The organism is Desulfurobacterium sp. TC5-1, from assembly GCF_000421485.1.
In the GTDB taxonomy this organism is placed as follows: Bacteria; Aquificota; Aquificia; order Desulfurobacteriales; family Desulfurobacteriaceae; genus Desulfurobacterium_A.
This window is the reverse complement of sequence record NZ_ATXC01000001.1, coordinates 407,033-423,972: the sequence shown is the minus strand read 5'-3', so window position 1 is coordinate 423,972 and position 16,940 is coordinate 407,033. Positions and strand designations below refer to the sequence as shown.

The 16,940-nt window shown below is 40.1% G+C and carries 17 protein-coding genes; 5 read left to right on the top strand and 12 right to left on the bottom strand.

All coding sequences use genetic code 11. The annotated features are described in order from the left end of the window. Nucleotides 1-51 precede the first annotated feature (51 nt). The 12 genes from H153_RS0102130 to glmS are packed head-to-tail and all read right to left on the bottom strand — an operon-like array spanning nt 52 to nt 11,861. Nucleotides 52-672: a V-type ATP synthase subunit D gene (locus tag H153_RS0102130; protein WP_022846489.1), complete on the bottom strand. Its 621-nt coding sequence runs from the start codon at nt 670-672 to the stop codon at nt 52-54. Next, nucleotides 669-2,018, bottom strand: a complete 1,350-nt coding sequence (locus tag H153_RS0102125; protein ID WP_022846488.1) for a V-type ATP synthase subunit B — start codon at nt 2,016-2,018, stop codon at nt 669-671. Before H153_RS0102125 ends, H153_RS0102130 begins: the two co-directional genes overlap by 4 nt. Then, nucleotides 2,015-3,745, bottom strand: coding sequence for a V-type ATP synthase subunit A (locus tag H153_RS0102120; protein ID WP_022846487.1), 1,731 nt, complete (start codon nt 3,743-3,745; stop codon nt 2,015-2,017). Before H153_RS0102120 ends, H153_RS0102125 begins: the two co-directional genes overlap by 4 nt. Nucleotides 3,746-3,748: 3 nt before the next feature. After that, nucleotides 3,749-4,303, bottom strand: a complete 555-nt coding sequence (locus H153_RS0102115; protein ID WP_022846486.1) for a hypothetical protein — start codon at nt 4,301-4,303, stop codon at nt 3,749-3,751. Then, nucleotides 4,278-4,583, bottom strand: coding sequence for a V-type ATP synthase subunit F (locus H153_RS0102110; RefSeq protein ID WP_022846485.1), 306 nt, complete (start codon nt 4,581-4,583; stop codon nt 4,278-4,280). The genes H153_RS0102115 and H153_RS0102110 overlap by 26 nt, the downstream gene beginning before the upstream one ends. Next, entirely contained in the window at nt 4,580-4,858 is a 279-nt protein-coding gene (locus tag H153_RS0102105) for an ATP synthase subunit C (RefSeq protein ID WP_022846484.1), read from the bottom strand. The genes H153_RS0102110 and H153_RS0102105 overlap by 4 nt, the downstream gene beginning before the upstream one ends. Next, complete coding sequence (locus H153_RS0102100; protein ID WP_022846483.1) at nt 4,855-6,672, bottom strand: V-type ATPase 116kDa subunit family protein; 1,818 nt, start codon at nt 6,670-6,672, stop codon at nt 4,855-4,857. The genes H153_RS0102105 and H153_RS0102100 overlap by 4 nt, the downstream gene beginning before the upstream one ends. Beyond that, nucleotides 6,672-7,517 carry a V-type ATPase subunit gene (locus H153_RS0102095; protein WP_022846482.1) on the bottom strand — a complete coding sequence of 282 codons (846 nt, stop codon included), beginning with the start codon at nt 7,515-7,517 and terminating at the stop codon, nt 6,672-6,674. Before H153_RS0102095 ends, H153_RS0102100 begins: the two co-directional genes overlap by 1 nt. Continuing rightward, nucleotides 7,508-7,828: a hypothetical protein gene (locus H153_RS0102090; RefSeq protein ID WP_022846481.1), complete on the bottom strand. Its 321-nt coding sequence runs from the start codon at nt 7,826-7,828 to the stop codon at nt 7,508-7,510. Before H153_RS0102090 ends, H153_RS0102095 begins: the two co-directional genes overlap by 10 nt. Next, entirely contained in the window at nt 7,794-9,170 is a 1,377-nt protein-coding gene (radA, locus tag H153_RS09015) for a DNA repair protein RadA (RefSeq protein WP_022846480.1), read from the bottom strand. Before radA ends, H153_RS0102090 begins: the two co-directional genes overlap by 35 nt. A gap of 3 nt (nt 9,171-9,173) precedes the next feature. Continuing rightward, entirely contained in the window at nt 9,174-10,028 is an 855-nt protein-coding gene (gene purU / locus H153_RS0102080; protein ID WP_022846479.1) for a formyltetrahydrofolate deformylase, read from the bottom strand. Between the two features lie 12 nt (nt 10,029-10,040). After that, on the bottom strand, nt 10,041-11,861 hold the full coding sequence (gene glmS, locus H153_RS0102075) for a glutamine--fructose-6-phosphate transaminase (isomerizing) (RefSeq protein ID WP_022846478.1): 1,821 nt from the start codon (nt 11,859-11,861) through the stop codon (nt 10,041-10,043). 103 nt (nt 11,862-11,964) lie between these two features. On the opposite strand from glmS, the gene H153_RS0102070 reads away from it, so the two are divergent. From H153_RS0102070 to rfbB, 5 genes are all read left to right on the top strand, one after another. Further along, nucleotides 11,965-13,164 carry a methionine adenosyltransferase gene (locus tag H153_RS0102070; protein WP_022846477.1) on the top strand — a complete coding sequence of 400 codons (1,200 nt, stop codon included), beginning with the start codon at nt 11,965-11,967 and terminating at the stop codon, nt 13,162-13,164. A 96-nt stretch (nt 13,165-13,260) separates the two neighbouring features. Next, nucleotides 13,261-14,139: a glucose-1-phosphate thymidylyltransferase RfbA gene (gene rfbA, locus H153_RS0102065; protein WP_022846476.1), complete on the top strand. Its 879-nt coding sequence runs from the start codon at nt 13,261-13,263 to the stop codon at nt 14,137-14,139. A 503-nt stretch (nt 14,140-14,642) separates the two neighbouring features. Beyond that, nucleotides 14,643-15,368, top strand: a complete 726-nt coding sequence (locus tag H153_RS10130; protein ID WP_155883386.1) for an O-antigen ligase family protein — start codon at nt 14,643-14,645, stop codon at nt 15,366-15,368. Then, nucleotides 15,358-15,909, top strand: coding sequence for a dTDP-4-dehydrorhamnose 3,5-epimerase (gene rfbC / locus H153_RS0102055; protein WP_022846474.1), 552 nt, complete (start codon nt 15,358-15,360; stop codon nt 15,907-15,909). Before H153_RS10130 ends, rfbC begins: the two co-directional genes overlap by 11 nt. A 27-nt stretch (nt 15,910-15,936) precedes the next feature. Beyond that, the gene (rfbB, locus tag H153_RS0102050; protein WP_022846473.1) at nt 15,937-16,929 is read left to right on the top strand and encodes a dTDP-glucose 4,6-dehydratase; all 993 of its coding nucleotides are present in this window, start codon (nt 15,937-15,939) and stop codon (nt 16,927-16,929) included. The last annotated feature ends 11 nt before the right edge of the window (nt 16,930-16,940 follow it).

The window sequence follows — 16,940 nt, the reverse complement described above, 5'->3', positions numbered from 1 at the left end:
AATATGGATTTTACATGATGATTGTGCAAATGGAACTTTGACGGAGTGGTATTACAGAGATGCTCTTGTTTTTCTCTCTTTTAGCTTTTTTATGGTGGAAAGGAATTCAAGTTCTTGTTCTTCCAAAGCTGCCTCTATCTCTCTAATTGCCTTTTTGTACATTGGAATGTAGTACTTTTCAACAGCATTAACTCTTATGACTGTCTTTTTCAACTCTTCGGCCAGCTTCCACGCTTTTATTTCCATTTCGGAAAGCTCCATGACCTTTTTCACCGCGTCTATGAAAGCAGTCCTGGCAAGATCTACAAATATGGACTCCGAAACGGCATCTATCGGGAATTTTTCAAGATTTAGCTGGTATTTTATTGACGGAACAGGAATGCCGATAAAACTTTTTTCAACTGCTTCAACTGTTCCTTGAAGTGATGTCACTTCAACTTCATCCTTTACAGCCTCCTTTCCCTCTTCCATGTAGGCTTTCTTTAGCATTCCGTAGGCTTTTTGAACGTAGATGTTAAGTTCCTGCCTTGCCTTTTCCACTCTGTCAAGGTGCTTCAGTATCTCTTTTATTAGAACGTTTCTTTTATGTTGAAGAATATCCTTTCCCTCTTCCATTACCTTGAGGTCTTTTTTTAACTCAAGCAGTTCCGTTTTGCTCTTGGTAAATTTCATTTTATATACTCCACTATGTCTTCTTCCGTGAGACGGGTTAGTTCTGCTTTTGGAAGCAGGGAAAGAAGCTGCCAGCCAATTTTCATTGTTTCTTCAAGCGTTCTGTCCTCGGTTTCCGATTGTGTCAGGAAATTCTTCTCAAAAGCTCTGCCAAATTCAAGAAATTTTCTGTCCGTATCGCTTAGTTCAGATTCGCCTATGATTGCCGCCAGCATCTCAACACGTTTTGAGCGGGCGTAGGCAGAGTATATCTGGTTTGCCCAGCGCCTCTGAAGCTTTGTTATCCCCTGATTCATAAGCCTTGAAAGAGAAGGCAAAACGTTTATCGGAGGATATATTCCTTTCTTAAACAGTCCTCTGTCAAGGACTATCTGTCCTTCTGTTATGTATCCCGTTAAGTCCGGAATTGGATGAGTTATGTCGTCGTCAGGCATCGTAAGAACAGGAATTTGCGTTAGAGAACCTTTTTTTCCTCTTATTAGTCCTGCTCTTTCGTATATTGTGGCAAGATCGCTGTACATGTATCCTGGATAGCCTTTCCTTCCAGGTATTTCGTCTCTCCTTGATGACATTTCCCTCAAAGCATCGCAGTAATTTGTCATGTCATAGAGGATCGTTACAACATCGTATTCCTTCTCAAATGCTAAAAACTCCGAAAGCGTCAGGGCAGCCCTCGGAACAAGAACGTTATTTACGCAAGATTCGCTTGCCAAACTTATGAATACAGCAGTTTGAGAAAAGTTTCCACTTCCCTTTATGCTCTCTATGAGGTTGCTTGCCACTTCATACTTTATTCCTATCAGCCCTAAAACTATGGCGTTTTTAACATTGTCTCCAGGTATTTTTATCTGTCTTACAAGTTGTGCAACCAACTTGTCGGTTGGAACGCCGGAAACGGCAAATACTGGTAGTTTTTGACCTCTTACCAGGGTGTTAAGCCCGTCTATTGCCGAAATGCCCGTATGAACAAATTCGTTTGGAAAATTTCTCCACGCCGGATTTATAGCTTTGCCATTTATGTCCTCTTCCCTTGAAGAGACTATGCTGCCAAGTTTGTCAACAGGTTCACCGAAAGCGTTAAATATTCTTCCCAACATTCTCTCAGACACGGGAATTGTAAAGGGTTTGCCGGTAAAGCGAACGCGGATTGTGTTTACCTCTATACCTTCCGTTTCTCCCAATATCTCTATCAACGTCACTTTTTCACCAAGCTCAACTACCCTTCCGGGGAGCTTTTTGTTTTTCCAGCGAATAAAAACCTTTTCTCCGTAAGAAACACCTTTTACCGTTTCAAACGCAAGGAGAGAACCTTTTATACCTATTGCACCTTCGTACTCTATAATCATCTTTCTCGCTCACTGTAAATTTTTATGAGATTTTTATACGTAGATTCTATTTTTTCCTCAACATCTTCTGGAATTGCTTCTAAAAATCTGAGTTTTACGATTTCTTCAACTATCTTTTGTTCTCTCAGCGTTTTGACCGGAATTGCTGCCTCTTTCAGACAGGCCTGCCACCAATCGTACAGGCTTTTAAGGGCTTTAGCAAGTGATATCTGTTTCTCCGGTGGACAGTAGGCATCTACAGGATCAAACGCATTTTGCTGCAGGAAAACCTCTTTTACTAAATTAGCTATTTCAACCGTTAGTTTTTGCTCTTCCGGTAGTGCTTCGGAACCCAGTAACTTTACAATTCTTTGAAGTTTGTCATCTTCTTGCAGCAGTTTCATCATCCAGCTTCTAAGTTCGTACCACTCCTTGTAGATTTCTTCCCACCAAACTCTAACCGTCTCGCCGTAGGCACTGTAACTCTGAGTATAGTTGATTGCAGGATAGAACCGCGCGTTTGCAAGCTCTTTGTCGAGTGCCCAGAAGACGCTTGTGAAACGTCTTGTGTGCCTTGTTACAGGTTCAGAAAAGTCACCTCCCGGCGGTGAAACAGCGCCAATTATAGAAAGGGAGCCAACCTTTCCTGAAACAGTTTCAACGAAACCCGCTCTTTCGTAAACACCAGCTATTCGGGATGAGAGGTATGCTGGAAATCCCTCTTCTATCGGAAGTTCCCCCATTCTTGTAGATAGTTCTCTCATAGCTTCTGCCCATCGCGAGGTGGAATCTGCCATTAGAGCTACGTGGTATCCCATGTCTCTAAAGTATTCGGCTATCGTTATACCAAGGTATATGGAAGCTTCCCTTGCCGACACAGGCATGTTTGACGTGTTTGCGATGAGTATTGTTCTTTCTATAAGCTTCTTGCCCGTTTTAGGGTCTTCGAGCTCCGGAAATTCCTCAAGAACTTCCGTCATTTCGTTTCCACGCTCACCGCAACCTATGTAAACTATGATGTCGGCATCGCACCATTTTGCAAGCGTCTGTTGAAGTATCGTTTTTCCTGTTCCAAATCCTCCGGGAATGGAGGCCGTTCCCCCTTTTGCTATAGGAAAGAGAAAGTCTATGATTCTCTGACCGGTTATGAGAGGCGTGTCCGGCCTCAGTCTCTTTCTGTATTTTCTCCCGAACCTTACAGGCCATTCCTGTACCATTGTAAGTTTCGTTCCGTCGCTAAGGAACAAAATCTCTTCATCTATCGTGTACTCACCCTCTTCTCTTATTTTTTCTATGTTCCCTTCAGTGTTGCAGGGAACTGTCAGAAAGTGCTTTATTGAACCTTCCTCAACATACCCAAAGATGTCCCCCTCTTCTACTTCATCACCTTTTTTCAGTAAAGGCACAAAGTGCCATCTCTTTTCTTTTGAGAGGGGATAGACAGAAGCACCCCTTCCTATCCTTTCACCAAGCTTTACTAAAGGTCTTCCTATCCCATCGTATATTGAACCTAACAGACCGGGACCAAGCGTTGCTTTTAACATTTCTCCCGAAAGTGCTACCGGTTCGCCAAGTTTAAGGCCCTCCGTAGCTTCATAGACCTGAACGGTTATCGTGCTTCTCTTTACGGAAACTATCTCACCTATAAGTCTATCCTCACCAACATAGGCAACTTCAAGTAGCTTTGGCGATTCACCTTCAAGTTCTGCCTTTACTATTGGTCCGGAAATGTATGTAATTTTTGCCATCTACTACACCTCTAAAATGGAAGCAATTTCTCTGTCTATCTCTTCTTTGAATTCCTCTAAAATACTGTCAAGGGAAAACTCTATTACCATTCTTCCATGCTTGAATAAGACACCATTTATGTCGCTGCTCTCTTTTATCTCATATTTCCCTTTTACTACCTCTTCCACCTGTTTTTCGAACGAAGGTGATACAATAAAGGTACCTTCATTGAAATTGTCCTTTACCCATACAACAAAGCATCCAAGCATCATCGGAAAGCGCTCTTTTAACCGCTCTCTTAACTCTTTTATCAGTTCCTCTCTAACATGCACCTCTCTGTCTTCTACAGCTTTCCGTATCTTAGCGTCAATTTCAGCCATTGCATTAAACTTGAACGATTCAAGCTCTATCTGGGCAGCCTTTATCTTCTCCTGATAGAGTCTCCTGCCTTCCCTTTCCGCCTCTACCAGTTTCTCCTGAGCAAAAGATTTTGCAGAGTTTATCCTGTTTTTTGCTAACTCTTTTGCTCTCTCTATAACCTTATCTTTAAATTTACTGAAGTCGGACTCCGAGTACACTGGCCAAAAACTCCTTTAAACTCTGTTTTGATGTTGTTCCATCGATTGACGGAACAAATACCACCGCCGGCAATGCCTTTTTGCCCAATTTCTTTTTGAGTTCTCTATCAAATGCATCTGCGAACCTTTCCGATACGACAAGTACTGCCACCTCTGGATTGGTGATGATTTCCGAAGCAACCGTTCTAAATGAAGCTTCATCTTCAGCAACCGCCGTTTCAAGTCCTGCAAGTTTAAATCCGGTACATTCGTCCTCTGTTCCGACGAATACAATTTTCATCCCACTTTCCCTAATATAAGTATTGCAATGATGAGTCCGTAAATTGCAATACCTTCCGCAAGTCCTAAGAATACAATTGCTTTCCCTGAAATTTCCGGTTTTTCTCCTATTGCCCCCATTGCTGCTGAACCGACAAGCCCAACGGCCGCTCCGGCAGCTATTGTGGAACATGCAACCGACACGGCAGCTGATATGTATGCCCACATAGCATCACCTGCCACGGCTATCACCGGAAACATAACTAAAAGGATTGTCCTGAACGCTGTTCTCCTCATTTCTCTTCCTCCAGTTTGAATGGCTTGAAGGGTTTTCCGCCACCTTTAAAAAATTTGCCAAAGAATTCGTAATACTCAAGTCTCATTGTTTGAATTGAAACTACAAGAGCTTCAAGAACTATAACAACAATGTTTCCTAAAACCATCGTAAGCCAGTAACCTGCTCCGTGGTGACCATCTGGTGATACAGCCCTTGCGATTGTGAAAATGGCAAGCATAAGAGCAGCGTGTGCTAAAGCAAAAGCTCCAAGTCTTACAAAAGATACGGTACCTGTTATGTTTTCAAGTAGCGCCATAAAACCATCAAGGAACGAACCAAAGATCTGTTTTTTTCTGTATATCTCGTACCCTATAGCCACTGTTAGCATAACAGCAACAATGATAAGTTCAGCTTTCACATCTCCTTTAAACACCACGGCCTTTATGGCAATTCCGATTAAGAACCAGTAGATAAGAAACCATAAAATACCCCCTTCCCCTGCTATCATATCTCCAAACTCTTTCTCCCTATATCTTGTGACTATGTTGAGAATAAATCCAATAGAAAGGACAAGAATGCCTACCGCTATACTGAAGATGATAAGTTTGTCTATATCCTCCATCGGATTAAAGAGAAGAGGACGTATAAGGTGTTCATCTCCAAAAACAGAACCGTAGAGGAAGCCAAATATTGCAGAGCTGACACCGCAGAAGATGAGAACTTTTCCATAACTTTTGAAGGTTTCTGTTTTCTTTGAAAGAATATAACCTGCAATGGAAAGGACAATTCCGTGACCCACATCTCCAAACATCACTCCAAAAAGTAGAATAAATATGAGAGCAAAAAACGGCGTTGGATTTAGTTCCCTGTAAGATGGGTAGCCAAACCCTGTTACAAGCTCCTCAAACGGCTTAAGTAGTTTTGGCGTTTTAAGAAGCACGGGGGCATCTTCAGGCTCGCTAAAGACCACTTTCGAATGTTTTAGTGCTTTAACTATTTTTTCCTTTCCATCTTCAGGCACCCAGCCTTCAATAACATATCCTTCTGCTGTTCTCTTCACTAAATTTTCAGTTTCCAGAATTTTCTTCATTATGTTGAGCTTTCTTATTATCTCTAAAAGTCTCTCGCCGTATTCGTTGACAGCCTTTTCTTTTTCTCTCAAGTAAAATTCTCGAGTGTTCAAAACTCTGTTTTTTGTCTCTGTCAGGAAGTTGTTGTTGTTAAGAACTCTCCCTCCTGTTTTTTCTATACCTTTCTGGATAATGTCCTCTAAGTCGTCGGTATAAAAAACTGCAACTGCCACGCTACCTTCACTTAAAGGTTCGTGAACAGTGAATCCTTTGTAACTTTTTGCCGTTAAGAGAAGTGACTCTATCGTATCTGACGGAACGAGTACAACTTTCAATCTTATGAACGACAAATTTTTGACAAGTTTTTCAAGGTCTATCTCTTTACTCAGTACCTCCTTAACCTTTTCGGCCGTGAGAACGTCCTTTGTCCTCTGTTCTACCTTTTTGCCTTCTGAAGAAAGTTTGTCTATGATTTTTGATATATCATTCAGGATAACCTCTATTCTATCTATCTCCCTCGGTATCTCTTCAAGGCCAATATTTCCAACTTCTACAACCTTTTCTGAAACGCCAAGGGCATCAAGGTTGCTCTTTGCCATCGATAATAGTGTATTGACACGGTTCAGTTCTGTTTCAAAGATTCTGTTTTTGCTCTTGTCATCTATGTGAAGAACAGCAGCCTTTCCAAGAGCTTCCACCTCCTGGTCAAGATAATCCTCAGGTATCGTTATCGTAACTCTGTACATCTTCTCTGGAAAAATCATCACACACCTACCAACATTCTTTCTATCTCTTTCTCAGGCAGTCCAAAATAGACACCCTCTATGCACGCCTTCAGGTTTTTTATCTCAATCTCTTTGAGTCTCAACAGGGCAAAGGGAATTGAAAGTTTAAAGGGATAGCCATACCAAACCTTACTAATAACATCAATATGATACTTGTAAAGTTCCCTTCGCAGGTCTGTAAAATCCTTTATCGATTTTTTAAAAATCGCCGGAAATACTGAGGGAACAGCAGAGAGCTTTTTAAGATTCAGTAACTTTTTGACATTATTATCGTTCACAATATTTCCAAAGGGAACTACAAACTGCAGAATTGTATCGGCATCGAACTGGTAGATAAATTTTAGTCTAACAACAGTTATTATGTTTATAAGGTCAAAGTAGCTTCCTGCAATGATTTTTAAATCTTTCCTGTCTCCTCTGTCGAGTCTATTTAATGCTTTCTTCAAGGCCTCTACGTATTCTCTATCAAGCTTGTTGAAAATTTTTCTGGCATCTTTTTGGTTTTTAAACTCCTTTTTCCTTTTTCTCAGCTCTTTTCTTCCCATAAAGAAAAGGAAAAAGGCCGCCTTCTCTCTCTCGGAAAGCCTATCTGTCACCTTGTCGTAGAGGTATTGGAAGTAGGCATCAAGCCCTTTAGACATAGACTCTTCAAGCGCCGATTTTACAAACTTCCCATAAGGCGTATCCTTTATGGCTACTAAAATGTCACCGGCGGTCGTTGCAGTTAAAAGTTGCTGAAATACACTTCTTTCAAGCAGCGTTGATTTAATCGCACGGCACATCGCGTTTGTATAGCTAAATTTAAGAGGTCTGGTTAACCACAAATCCTCCCCCTGAGGTCTTCAAATACTTTTTCTATAAACCTTTCCCTATTTTCCTTTGAAAGCTTCTCAAAACCTGAGATAATCTTCTTAAGTTCTTCCTCTTTTTGCCTCCTGTAGTTCTCAACTTCCCTTTTTACCCTTTCATTGATTTTATTCTTCTCACTCTCAGCCTTTTCCATGTAAGAGTTTATTATCTGAGAGTACTTCTCGTTGGCTTCTTCAATAATCCGGGAAGCTGCCTCTTCAGCCGATAAAACAATAGCAGAGGCCTTTTTATCAAGAGTTAAGAGGCTTTCTGTCAGATCCCCCATCTTGTTGTTCCTCTATTGCCGTTTTAACTGCCTCTGATAATAATTTTAGCTTATTATTTTTCCTCTGTAAAGCAGGAAAAAGCGGGCGGAAACCGTTCTTTTCAATCTCTTTTATCCTCATCTCTTCAAGTCGCACGCTCCTTATTTCTCCTGACAATCCTATCTCTCCAAAAACAGCAATATCTCTCCTTACAGGCTTACCAAGGTAACTTGACGCAATTGCCAGTGCAACGGGAAGATCAACGGCCGGTTCCTTTATTTTTACACCGCCTACGATATTTACAAAAACGTCAAAATTTCTTAACGGATATCCCAACTCCTTTTCAAGAACGGCTATGATAATGGAAAGACGGTTGGCATCTATGCCTTTTGCCCTCCTCTGAGGCGTTGAAAAAACAGCCCTTGACACTAAGGCCTGCACCTCAAGAAGCAGCGGCCTTGTCCCTTCTATGCTGCAGTAGATAACAGAACCCGGCTTTCCTACGGGACGTTCCGATAGGAAAAAGAGTGAAGGATTTTTAACCTCTTTTAATCCCTTTTCTTCCATCTGAAATACGGCTATTTCCCCCGTCGAACCAAAACGGTTTTTTAGCGCTTTTAAGATTCTAAAATTGTGCCCTCTATCACCCTCAAACTGGTAAACAGCATCAACTATGTGCTCAAGAACCTTTGGACCGGCTATTGTTCCCTCTTTGTTTACATGACCTACTATAAACGTTGTTATTCCCTTCGCTTTTGACAGGTTGGTTACAAAGGCAGTTCCTTCTCTTACCTGTGATACAGAACCTGCCGCAGATTCAATGTGCGGGAGATAAACTGTCTGTATTGAATCAACTATGAGAAATGCCGGTTTCTCCTTTTCAATAAAATTTTTTATCTCTTCAAGATTATTATTTGCAAGGACTAATATTTCAGGGCTTGATATTTCAAGTCTCCTTGCCCTCATTGATATCTGTTGAGGCGATTCTTCTGCCGAAACGTAGAGTACTTTACCGTGTTTAGAGAGTTTTTCCGAAAGTTGAAGCAGAAACGTTGATTTTCCTATACCCGGTTCACCTGACAGCAGGGAAACAGAACCTTTTACAATACCTCCACCCGCTACTCTGTCAAATTCTTCAATGCCGGATATGTACCGTTCTTTTTCTATTTCTGAAATTTCAGTTATTGGTGTAGGCTTTTCGGAAGAGGTTTCAATCCATGAAACGGAAGCTTTACCTGCAGGTTTTGAAATTACTTCTTCTATTAAGGTTCCCCAGCTTCCACACTCCGGACATTTTCCAGACCAGGTGGGACTTTTGTATCCACACGATTGACAGATATAAACGGTCTTTTTCTTTGCCATCTCTTAATCAAAGATAACCGTTTTGTTGTCATAAACAAGTATTTTGTTTTCGAGATGCCACCTTACAGCTTTCGCAAGGACAACTTTTTCAAGGTCTCTTCCCTTTCTTATCATGTCTTCAACAGTGTCTCTGTGCGTAACTCTGACAACGTCCTGTTCAATTATGGGTCCCTGGTCAAGCTCTTCTGTTACGTAGTGACTGGTTGCTCCAATTATCTTCACTCCCCTTTCATATGCCCTGTGGTACGGACGGGCACCAACAAAAGCCGGTAAGAAGGAATGGTGAATGTTTATAATCCGGTTTGGAAATTCACGGACGAAATCATCTGTAAGTATCTGCATGTATCTTGCAAGAATTATAAGGTCAATGTTTTCTTTCTTTAAAAGTTCTATCTCTTTCTTTTCAACATCTTTTTTTGTCTCTTTCGTTTTCGGAAAGTGGTAAAAATCTATGCCAAACATCTTTACAACATTTTCAAGATCTCTATGGTTGCTGATTACAAGTCTAAGGTTTCCCCTCATCTCTCCAGCTTTAAATCTGTAGAGAAGGTCGTACAGACAGTGGTCGTACCTTGACACAAATATAGCAACGTTTGGAATTTCAGTGTTGAATTTCAAGTCCCACTTCATGGAAAATTTATTGGCTATGAAAGAGAAAGCGGTTGCTATCTTTTCCTTCGGAATTTTAAAATCTTTCAAATCCCACTCTATCCGCATGAAAAAGATGTGTTTCTGAAAATCGATATGCTGGTCGGCATGAATGATGTTCCCATCGTTTCTTGCGATAAAGCCGGTTATTTCTGCCAAGATACCTTTTCTATCGGGACATGATATAAGCAGTGTGGCTGTTTCTTCCATTGTTCCTCCGGTCTACTCAACAGTAACACTCTTTGCAAGGTTTCGCGGCTGGTCAACATCGTATCCTAAAAAGTCTGCTATATGATACGCGAAAAGTTGAAGCGGCACAACGGTAAGGAAAGGATATAGAAGTTCTTCTGTTTCAGGTATTTCAATGGCAAAGTCTGCAAGTTTTTTAACTTCAAGACAATCCCTGTTTGTTATTGCAATGACTTTTCCTTTTCTCGCTTTCACTTCTTCAATGTTTGAAACCATCTTTTCATAAACCCTGTCTCTTGGTACCACTACAACAACAGGCATCTTCTCGTCTATAAGCGCAATAGGACCGTGTTTCATCTCTCCTGCTGGATAGCCTTCAGCATGTATATAGCTTATCTCCTTAAGTTTCAAAGCACCCTCAAGGGCTATCGGGTAGTTTACGAATCTTCCAAGATAGAGTGCATCCTGAGAGTTGTAAAACTCGAGAGCTATTTTCCTTACCTGCCCTTCTTCGCTTTCCCTATCAAGAAATTCTTTCATCTTTGCTGGAATTTCAGATAGCGCTTTTAAGAGTCTTTCTTCTTTTTCTTTCGTAATTTTGTTTCTTATCCGTGCCGCTTCAACGGCAAATAGGAAAAGAGCGGCAAGCTGTGTTGTAAAGGCTTTGGTTGATGCAACGCTTATTTCAGGCCCCGCGTGCGTGTAAATTGTATAGTCCGCCTCTCTCGTTATGGTTGAACCAATCACATTACATATTGCAACAACCTTTGCACCTTTCTTTTTGGCAAGTCTAACCGCCGCAAGGGTATCTGCAGTTTCCCCTGACTGAGATATGGCAATGATTAAGGTTTTTTCATCTATTATGGGATTTCTGTACCTATACTCCGAAGCATAATCCACAGATACAGGAATACCTGCTACCGACTCTATAAAGAACTTTCCTACTAAACCCGCATGGTAAGAAGTTCCACAGGCCACTATTTGAATTTTGCCAAATGTGGTTAAAAGCTCCCTGTTGTTTTCTTCAAACAGTGACAACTTGCCAGATATGGTATCTGCAACGGCCCTTGGCTGCTCGTATATTTCTTTTATCATAAAGTGCTTGTATCCGCCCTTTTCAGCCTGAGCTATTGACCAGGGAATTTCTTTAGTCTCTTTTGTTATTTCATTTCCATTCAGGTCAAATATGTGAACATTATCGGCAGTTATGACGGCACATTCGTTATCATCGAGGAAGATGACCCTGTTAGTGTAGGATAAAAAGGCAGGTACGTCCGACGCTAAAAAGTTTTCTCCCTCACCGACACCGATCACTAAAGGACTGTCTTTCCTGACGCACACGATCTTGTCAGGCTCACCCTCATAGATAACGGCTGCCGCGTATGAACCTTTGAGGTTTGATGTTGCCGACAAAACTGCACTAAGAAGATTTTTACCATTTTCAATTTCCTCTTCGACAAGGTGTGCAATAACTTCCGTATCTGTTTTGGATTTAAAAATATGCCCTCTGCTTTCAAGTTCTTTTTTAAGCTCCGTAAAATTCTCAATTATTCCGTTGTGAACCACAGCTATTTTCCCGGTACAATCAACATGAGGATGAGCATTTACATCGTTTGGTTCACCGTGAGTTGCCCACCTCGTGTGTCCAATAGCTATATGGGGTAAAGATAGATCCCTGTTCAGTTCAAATTCAAGATTCCTTATTTTTCCACTCTTTTTATAAATCTTAAGCTTCCCTGAATCTATGAATGCCACTCCGGCAGAGTCATACCCCCGGTATTCCAGTCGTTTTAATCCATTTATTACAATATTTTTAGCATTGTCTTTTCCTATATAGCCTACAATTCCACACACAGTATCCTCCAGACAACAATTTACCCTGCCTCCCCTTTCTTTTAGAGTTAAAATATACCATAATTACCGTGTCAGATTATTACCTTTTTAAGGAGGAGAGTAAATGAACCTGAACGTGACTCCACTTGACTTTCAACCGGCAAATGAACTTGCCGTAGAAATCGTTGAAAGGAAGGGTATAGGCCACCCGGATACCATTTGTGATGCTCTTGCTGAAAAGCTTTCAGCCGAACTTTGTAAGTTTTATAAAGAAAATTTTGGTTTTGTTCTTCATCACAACGTCGACAAGGGACTCCTGCTTGGTGGAAGCGCAACGCCATCTTTTGGCGGCGGTGAAATAACAGCACCAATTGAGATATATCTTGTTGGTAGAGCCATAAAAGAGTATAAGGGCATTAAGGTACCTGTAGAAGAATTTGCTATTGAAGGAACTAAAGAGTGGCTTAAAGAGAATATTCACGCTCTCAACCCGGATAGAGATGTCAGAATCCATTGCCTTGTAAGACCCGGTTCCGTTGACCTCGTGGACATCTACATGAGGCAACTTGAAACAGGCGTTCCCCTTGCAAATGACACCTCTTTTGGTGTAGGTTTTGCACCGTTTGATGAAGTAGAAAACATCGCATTCAACGTTGAAAAAGTTCTAAACAGTAAAGAGATGAAGGAAAAACATCCAGAAATAGGCGAAGATATTAAAGTTATGGGTGTTCGCAAAGGGGACACAATTGACATTACCGTAGCTTGTGCTTTCGTTGATAAGTTCATTAAAGACATCAACGATTATGTGGAAAAGAGAGAAAACGTTAGAAGAATAGCAGAAGAAGTTGCCAAAAAATATACAAGCAGAGAAGTAATTATCCACATCAACACAGGGGATGATGTTGAAAGAGAAAATGTTTACATAACAGTTACTGGAACATCTGCAGAAGCTGGAGATGACGGTGAAGTGGGAAGGGGGAACAGAGTTAACGGCCTCATCACACCTTACAGACCGATGAGTCTCGAGGCAGCTGCCGGTAAAAATCCAATTACTCACGTTGGTAAACTTTATAACATCACAGCTAACCAGATATGCGAAGCTGTTGTAAAGGAAATCCCTGAAGTAGAAGAAGCTTACTGTTACATCGTCAGCCAGATTGGTAAACCGATTACTGAACCTTTAGCACTCGATGTTAAGATAAGAACAAAGGACGGAAAAATCGACATCTACAAGGACAAAATAGAACCTATAGCTAAAGAGTGTCTTGCTGACATTTCAAACATATGGAAGAAACTTGTTGCTGGAGAGATTTTAGTTTACTAATTGTTTTCTTTTTGTTCTCAATGGAAGCCCGGAAAATCCGGGCTTTTTCTTTTTAATCCTGTTATAATATTCTTACTCTATCTATCAGGAGGACTTATGAAAGCTGTTATTTTAGCCGGAGGAAGTGGAACAAGGCTTTATCCCGTAACCATTTCAGTAAATAAACATTTTCTCCCAATATACAACAAACCTATGATTTATTATCCCTTATCCCTTGTAATGCTCCTTGGTATAAAAGAAGTACTTTTTATCGTCAATCCCGGTGACATTGAATCCTTTAAAAAACTCTTTGGCAACGGTTCTCACCTTGGTATGAACATAAAATACACAATTCAGGAAAAACCTAATGGTTTAGCTGAAGGACTCGTTCTTGCTGAAGATTTCATTGGCAACGATAACATATGCTATATGTTAGGTGATAACATTTTTTATGGTCATGACCTTGTCCGTATTATGAAAGACGCGAAAAAAGAAATTGAAACGGGTGGTGGTGCCTATGTTTTTGGCTACTACGTTAAAGATCCTGAAAGATTCGGAATAGTTGAGTTTGATGAGGAAGGTAACGTCAAATCTATAGAGGAAAAACCAAAGAACCCTAAATCCAACTATGCCGTAGTTGGTATGTATTTTTACGATAACAGGGCCGTTGAAATAGCAAAGAACGTTAGACCTTCAGAAAGAGGGGAACTTGAGATAACATCTGTTAACGAGAAATACCTTAAAGACGGAAAATTAAAAGTAAAACTTCTTGGCCGTGGTTTTGCCTGGTTCGATGCAGGTACCCATGACAGTTTTCTCGAAGCAGGTGAATTTGTAGCCACCATAGAGAAGAAAACCGGTCTGATGGTTGGATGTATAGAAGAGATAGCCTTCAACAATGGATGGATAACGAAGGAAGAACTTATTAAACTGGCAGAACCGCTAAGAAAAACTGAATATGGAAAATATCTAATGGAACTTGCGAAAAAACCTTGATTTGTTACGGGAAATCAACAGTGGGAAAGTTTCTTTACAGAGTGAGTGAAGGATTTTTTCTCTTTTTAGGCACCTTTATTACAGCTCTTCCTTCAGGTGAACTATTGGGCTTCCCCGTCAAAACAATATTCGCAGCTTTGTTGTTAATAATTTTCATCATTTATGCAGTCAAGTTCAACATAAAAATCAGCCAAAACACTATTTTATCCATTCTGCTTTTTGCAGAATTTCTAATTTTCTATTTATTTATTGGCTATATTAACTTCGGTTACACATCTATTAAAGAATTTAAATTAATGTTTGTTACTTTTTATCTCTCAATAATTATTTATTGGTTCATTTCCCTGGCATTCTCGCTAAACACTCTTGTTAAAATGTTTCGATTATCAATCCTTGTTTTGTTTTGCATAAAGTTTATTGCCTATTATAAAGTATTAAAATACCATGATGCTCAACCGCTATTAAATTTTTTTAAAACTTATTTTTCGACAAATGTTATCACCATGAAATTACCATTTAACCTGTATAGAGTTTACTTACCAACTGACATAATCGCAGCATTCTACCCTTTTATCATTTCCTGGTTTTTTAAAAAGAAAATGGCTGTTCTTAACAAAAAAGAATTCCTTCTGCTTTTTCTTTGTGCATTTATCGTTTTTAGCGGTTTTTCAAGATACCTGATAGTGGTCTTTCTAACAGGTTTAGCACTAATGCTGTATTACTCAAACTTAAATAAGAAATACATCGGTGCATTTGCCGCCATTATGTTGTTTATTTCCACAATTTTCAGTAAAGCACTTTTATCATTTTTAAAACTTAGATTCCTGTCGAAAGCCACAAAAGCATCGGACATGGTTAGGCTACAACAGACAGCAGTTATTCTCGACTTATTTAAAAAATCACCTCTCTTAGGTTCAGGCATAGGTGCATTTAGTTATCGCTGTATTCGATCTTTAACAAATCCTTTTTCCTATGAAGAGCAAATCCTTTCCTTTTTCCCAAAATTTGGAGTTTTAGGAATGGCAATATTCTTTACACTCATCATATATGTTTTCACTAAATTCCTTAAAAGAAGAGAGCTGTTCTCTATCCTCTATCTTGCTCTATTCTTATTTTCAGGCTGGTTCAATCCTTATCTCTACTCATCAACAGTTGTCTTGCTTTACGTATTTATTTTTGTTCTACTTAACAGTGAAAACAAATTTGAAAGGAGGAATCATGCCGTTTGAATTTTTAAAGACAGAAATCCCTGAAGTTATTATTGTTAAACCCCGTGTTTTTGGTGATGAAAGAGGATTTTTCTTGGAAACCTACAAAAAATCTGACTTTACTAAAGCAGGAATAAACGGAGAGTTTGTTCAGGATAACCATTCAAAATCCAGAAAAGGCGTTCTACGAGGTCTTCATTATCAAGCAAAACCTAAAATGCAGGGGAAACTGGTCAGATGCATAAAGGGCAGAATTTTTGATGTTGCTGTTGACATAAGAGAAGGAAGTCCTACTTTTGGAAAGTGGGTCGGCGTGGAACTTTCCGAGGAAAACAAGCTTATGCTCTGGATACCTGAAGGTTTCGCTCACGGTTTCCTGACACTTTCCGAAGAAGCAGAGATCGTTTACAAAGTATCCGGTTCGGAATACTCACCGGAGCATGACAGAAGCATTAGATGGAACGACCCACAAATAGGTATTGAATGGCCCATTGATAAAGAACCTTTACTATCCGAAAAAGATAGGAACGCTCCATTTCTGCAAGAAGCAGAACTACTTTAAAACATAACTTTACTTCACGGAGGCATTATGAAAATACTGGTAACAGGCGGAGCTGGTTTTATCGGAAGTGAGTTCGTTAGACAGGCTATTAAAAGAGGCATTGAAACTGTGGTTGTTGATAAACTTACCTATGCAGGCGACCTTGAAAGGTTGAAAGAGGTCAAAGATGAAATCACCTTCTATAAATGTGATATCAACAATCGTGAGTTTCTTGAGGATATTTTTAAAAGAGAAAAACCCGATGTTGTTGTTCACTGGGCAGCTGAAAGTCACGTAGATAGAAGTATTCTTGATGCTTCACCCTTTATAGAAGCCAACGTCAGAGGAACACAAACTTTACTTGATGTCGCGAAGAATAATGATACGGAACTTTTCATCAATATAGCTACAGATGAGGTCTATGGCGAACTTGGAGAAGAAGGGCAGTTTTTTGAAACGACACCCTTAAATCCAAATTCTCCGTACTCTGCAAGTAAAGCTTCTGCAGACATGCTTGGAAGAGCCTACTACAGAACCTATGGTCTCCCTGTCATTACAGTCCGTCCATCAAATAACTACGGCTACTGGCAGTACCCTGAAAAACTTATTCCCGTGGTTATCCTGAAAGCTCTAAACAATGAACCAATCCCTGTCTATGGAACAGGGCAAAATGTAAGAGAGTGGCTCTTCGTTTCAGACTGTTCTGAAGCGGTCTTTTCCATAATAGAAAAAGGGGAACCTGGGGAAATCTATAATGTCGGAAGTGGAGAAGAGAAACGAAACATAGAAGTCGTGAAAGCAATCCTTTCTCTTTTAAACAAACCTGAAGAGTTAATTACATTTGTAAAAGACAGGCCCGGCCACGATTTCCGTTACTCTCTAAATACAGAAAAAATAGAAAAAGAACTTGGCTGGAAGGCAAAGGTTAAGTTTGAGGAAGGCATAGAGAAGACAGTTAAATGGTATCTTGATAATATTGACTGGGTGAATCGAAAATTAGATTATTTGAAAGCCTATTGGCAAAAAGTCTATTCAGAATAACCTCTTCCCGG

Coding starts and splice junctions, on each gene's coding strand:
- H153_RS0102130 (WP_022846489.1), bottom strand. CDS start 672: ATGAAATTTACCAAGAGCAAAACGGAACTGCTTGAGTTAAAAAAAGAC.
- H153_RS0102125 (WP_022846488.1), bottom strand. CDS start 2,018: ATGATTATAGAGTACGAAGGTGCAATAGGTATAAAAGGTTCTCTCCTT.
- H153_RS0102120 (WP_022846487.1), bottom strand. CDS start 3,745: ATGGCAAAAATTACATACATTTCCGGACCAATAGTAAAGGCAGAACTT.
- H153_RS0102110 (WP_022846485.1), bottom strand. CDS start 4,583: ATGAAAATTGTATTCGTCGGAACAGAGGACGAATGTACCGGATTTAAA.
- H153_RS0102105 (WP_022846484.1), bottom strand. CDS start 4,858: ATGAGGAGAACAGCGTTCAGGACAATCCTTTTAGTTATGTTTCCGGTG.
- H153_RS0102100 (WP_022846483.1), bottom strand. CDS start 6,672: ATGATTTTTCCAGAGAAGATGTACAGAGTTACGATAACGATACCTGAG.
- H153_RS0102090 (WP_022846481.1), bottom strand. CDS start 7,828: ATGGGGGATCTGACAGAAAGCCTCTTAACTCTTGATAAAAAGGCCTCT.
- radA (WP_022846480.1), bottom strand. CDS start 9,170: ATGGCAAAGAAAAAGACCGTTTATATCTGTCAATCGTGTGGATACAAA.
- purU (WP_022846479.1), bottom strand. CDS start 10,028: ATGGAAGAAACAGCCACACTGCTTATATCATGTCCCGATAGAAAAGGT.
- H153_RS0102070 (WP_022846477.1), top strand. CDS start 11,965: ATGAACCTGAACGTGACTCCACTTGACTTTCAACCGGCAAATGAACTT.
- rfbA (WP_022846476.1), top strand. CDS start 13,261: ATGAAAGCTGTTATTTTAGCCGGAGGAAGTGGAACAAGGCTTTATCCC.
- H153_RS10130 (WP_155883386.1), top strand. CDS start 14,643: ATGAAATTACCATTTAACCTGTATAGAGTTTACTTACCAACTGACATA.
- rfbC (WP_022846474.1), top strand. CDS start 15,358: ATGCCGTTTGAATTTTTAAAGACAGAAATCCCTGAAGTTATTATTGTT.
- rfbB (WP_022846473.1), top strand. CDS start 15,937: ATGAAAATACTGGTAACAGGCGGAGCTGGTTTTATCGGAAGTGAGTTC.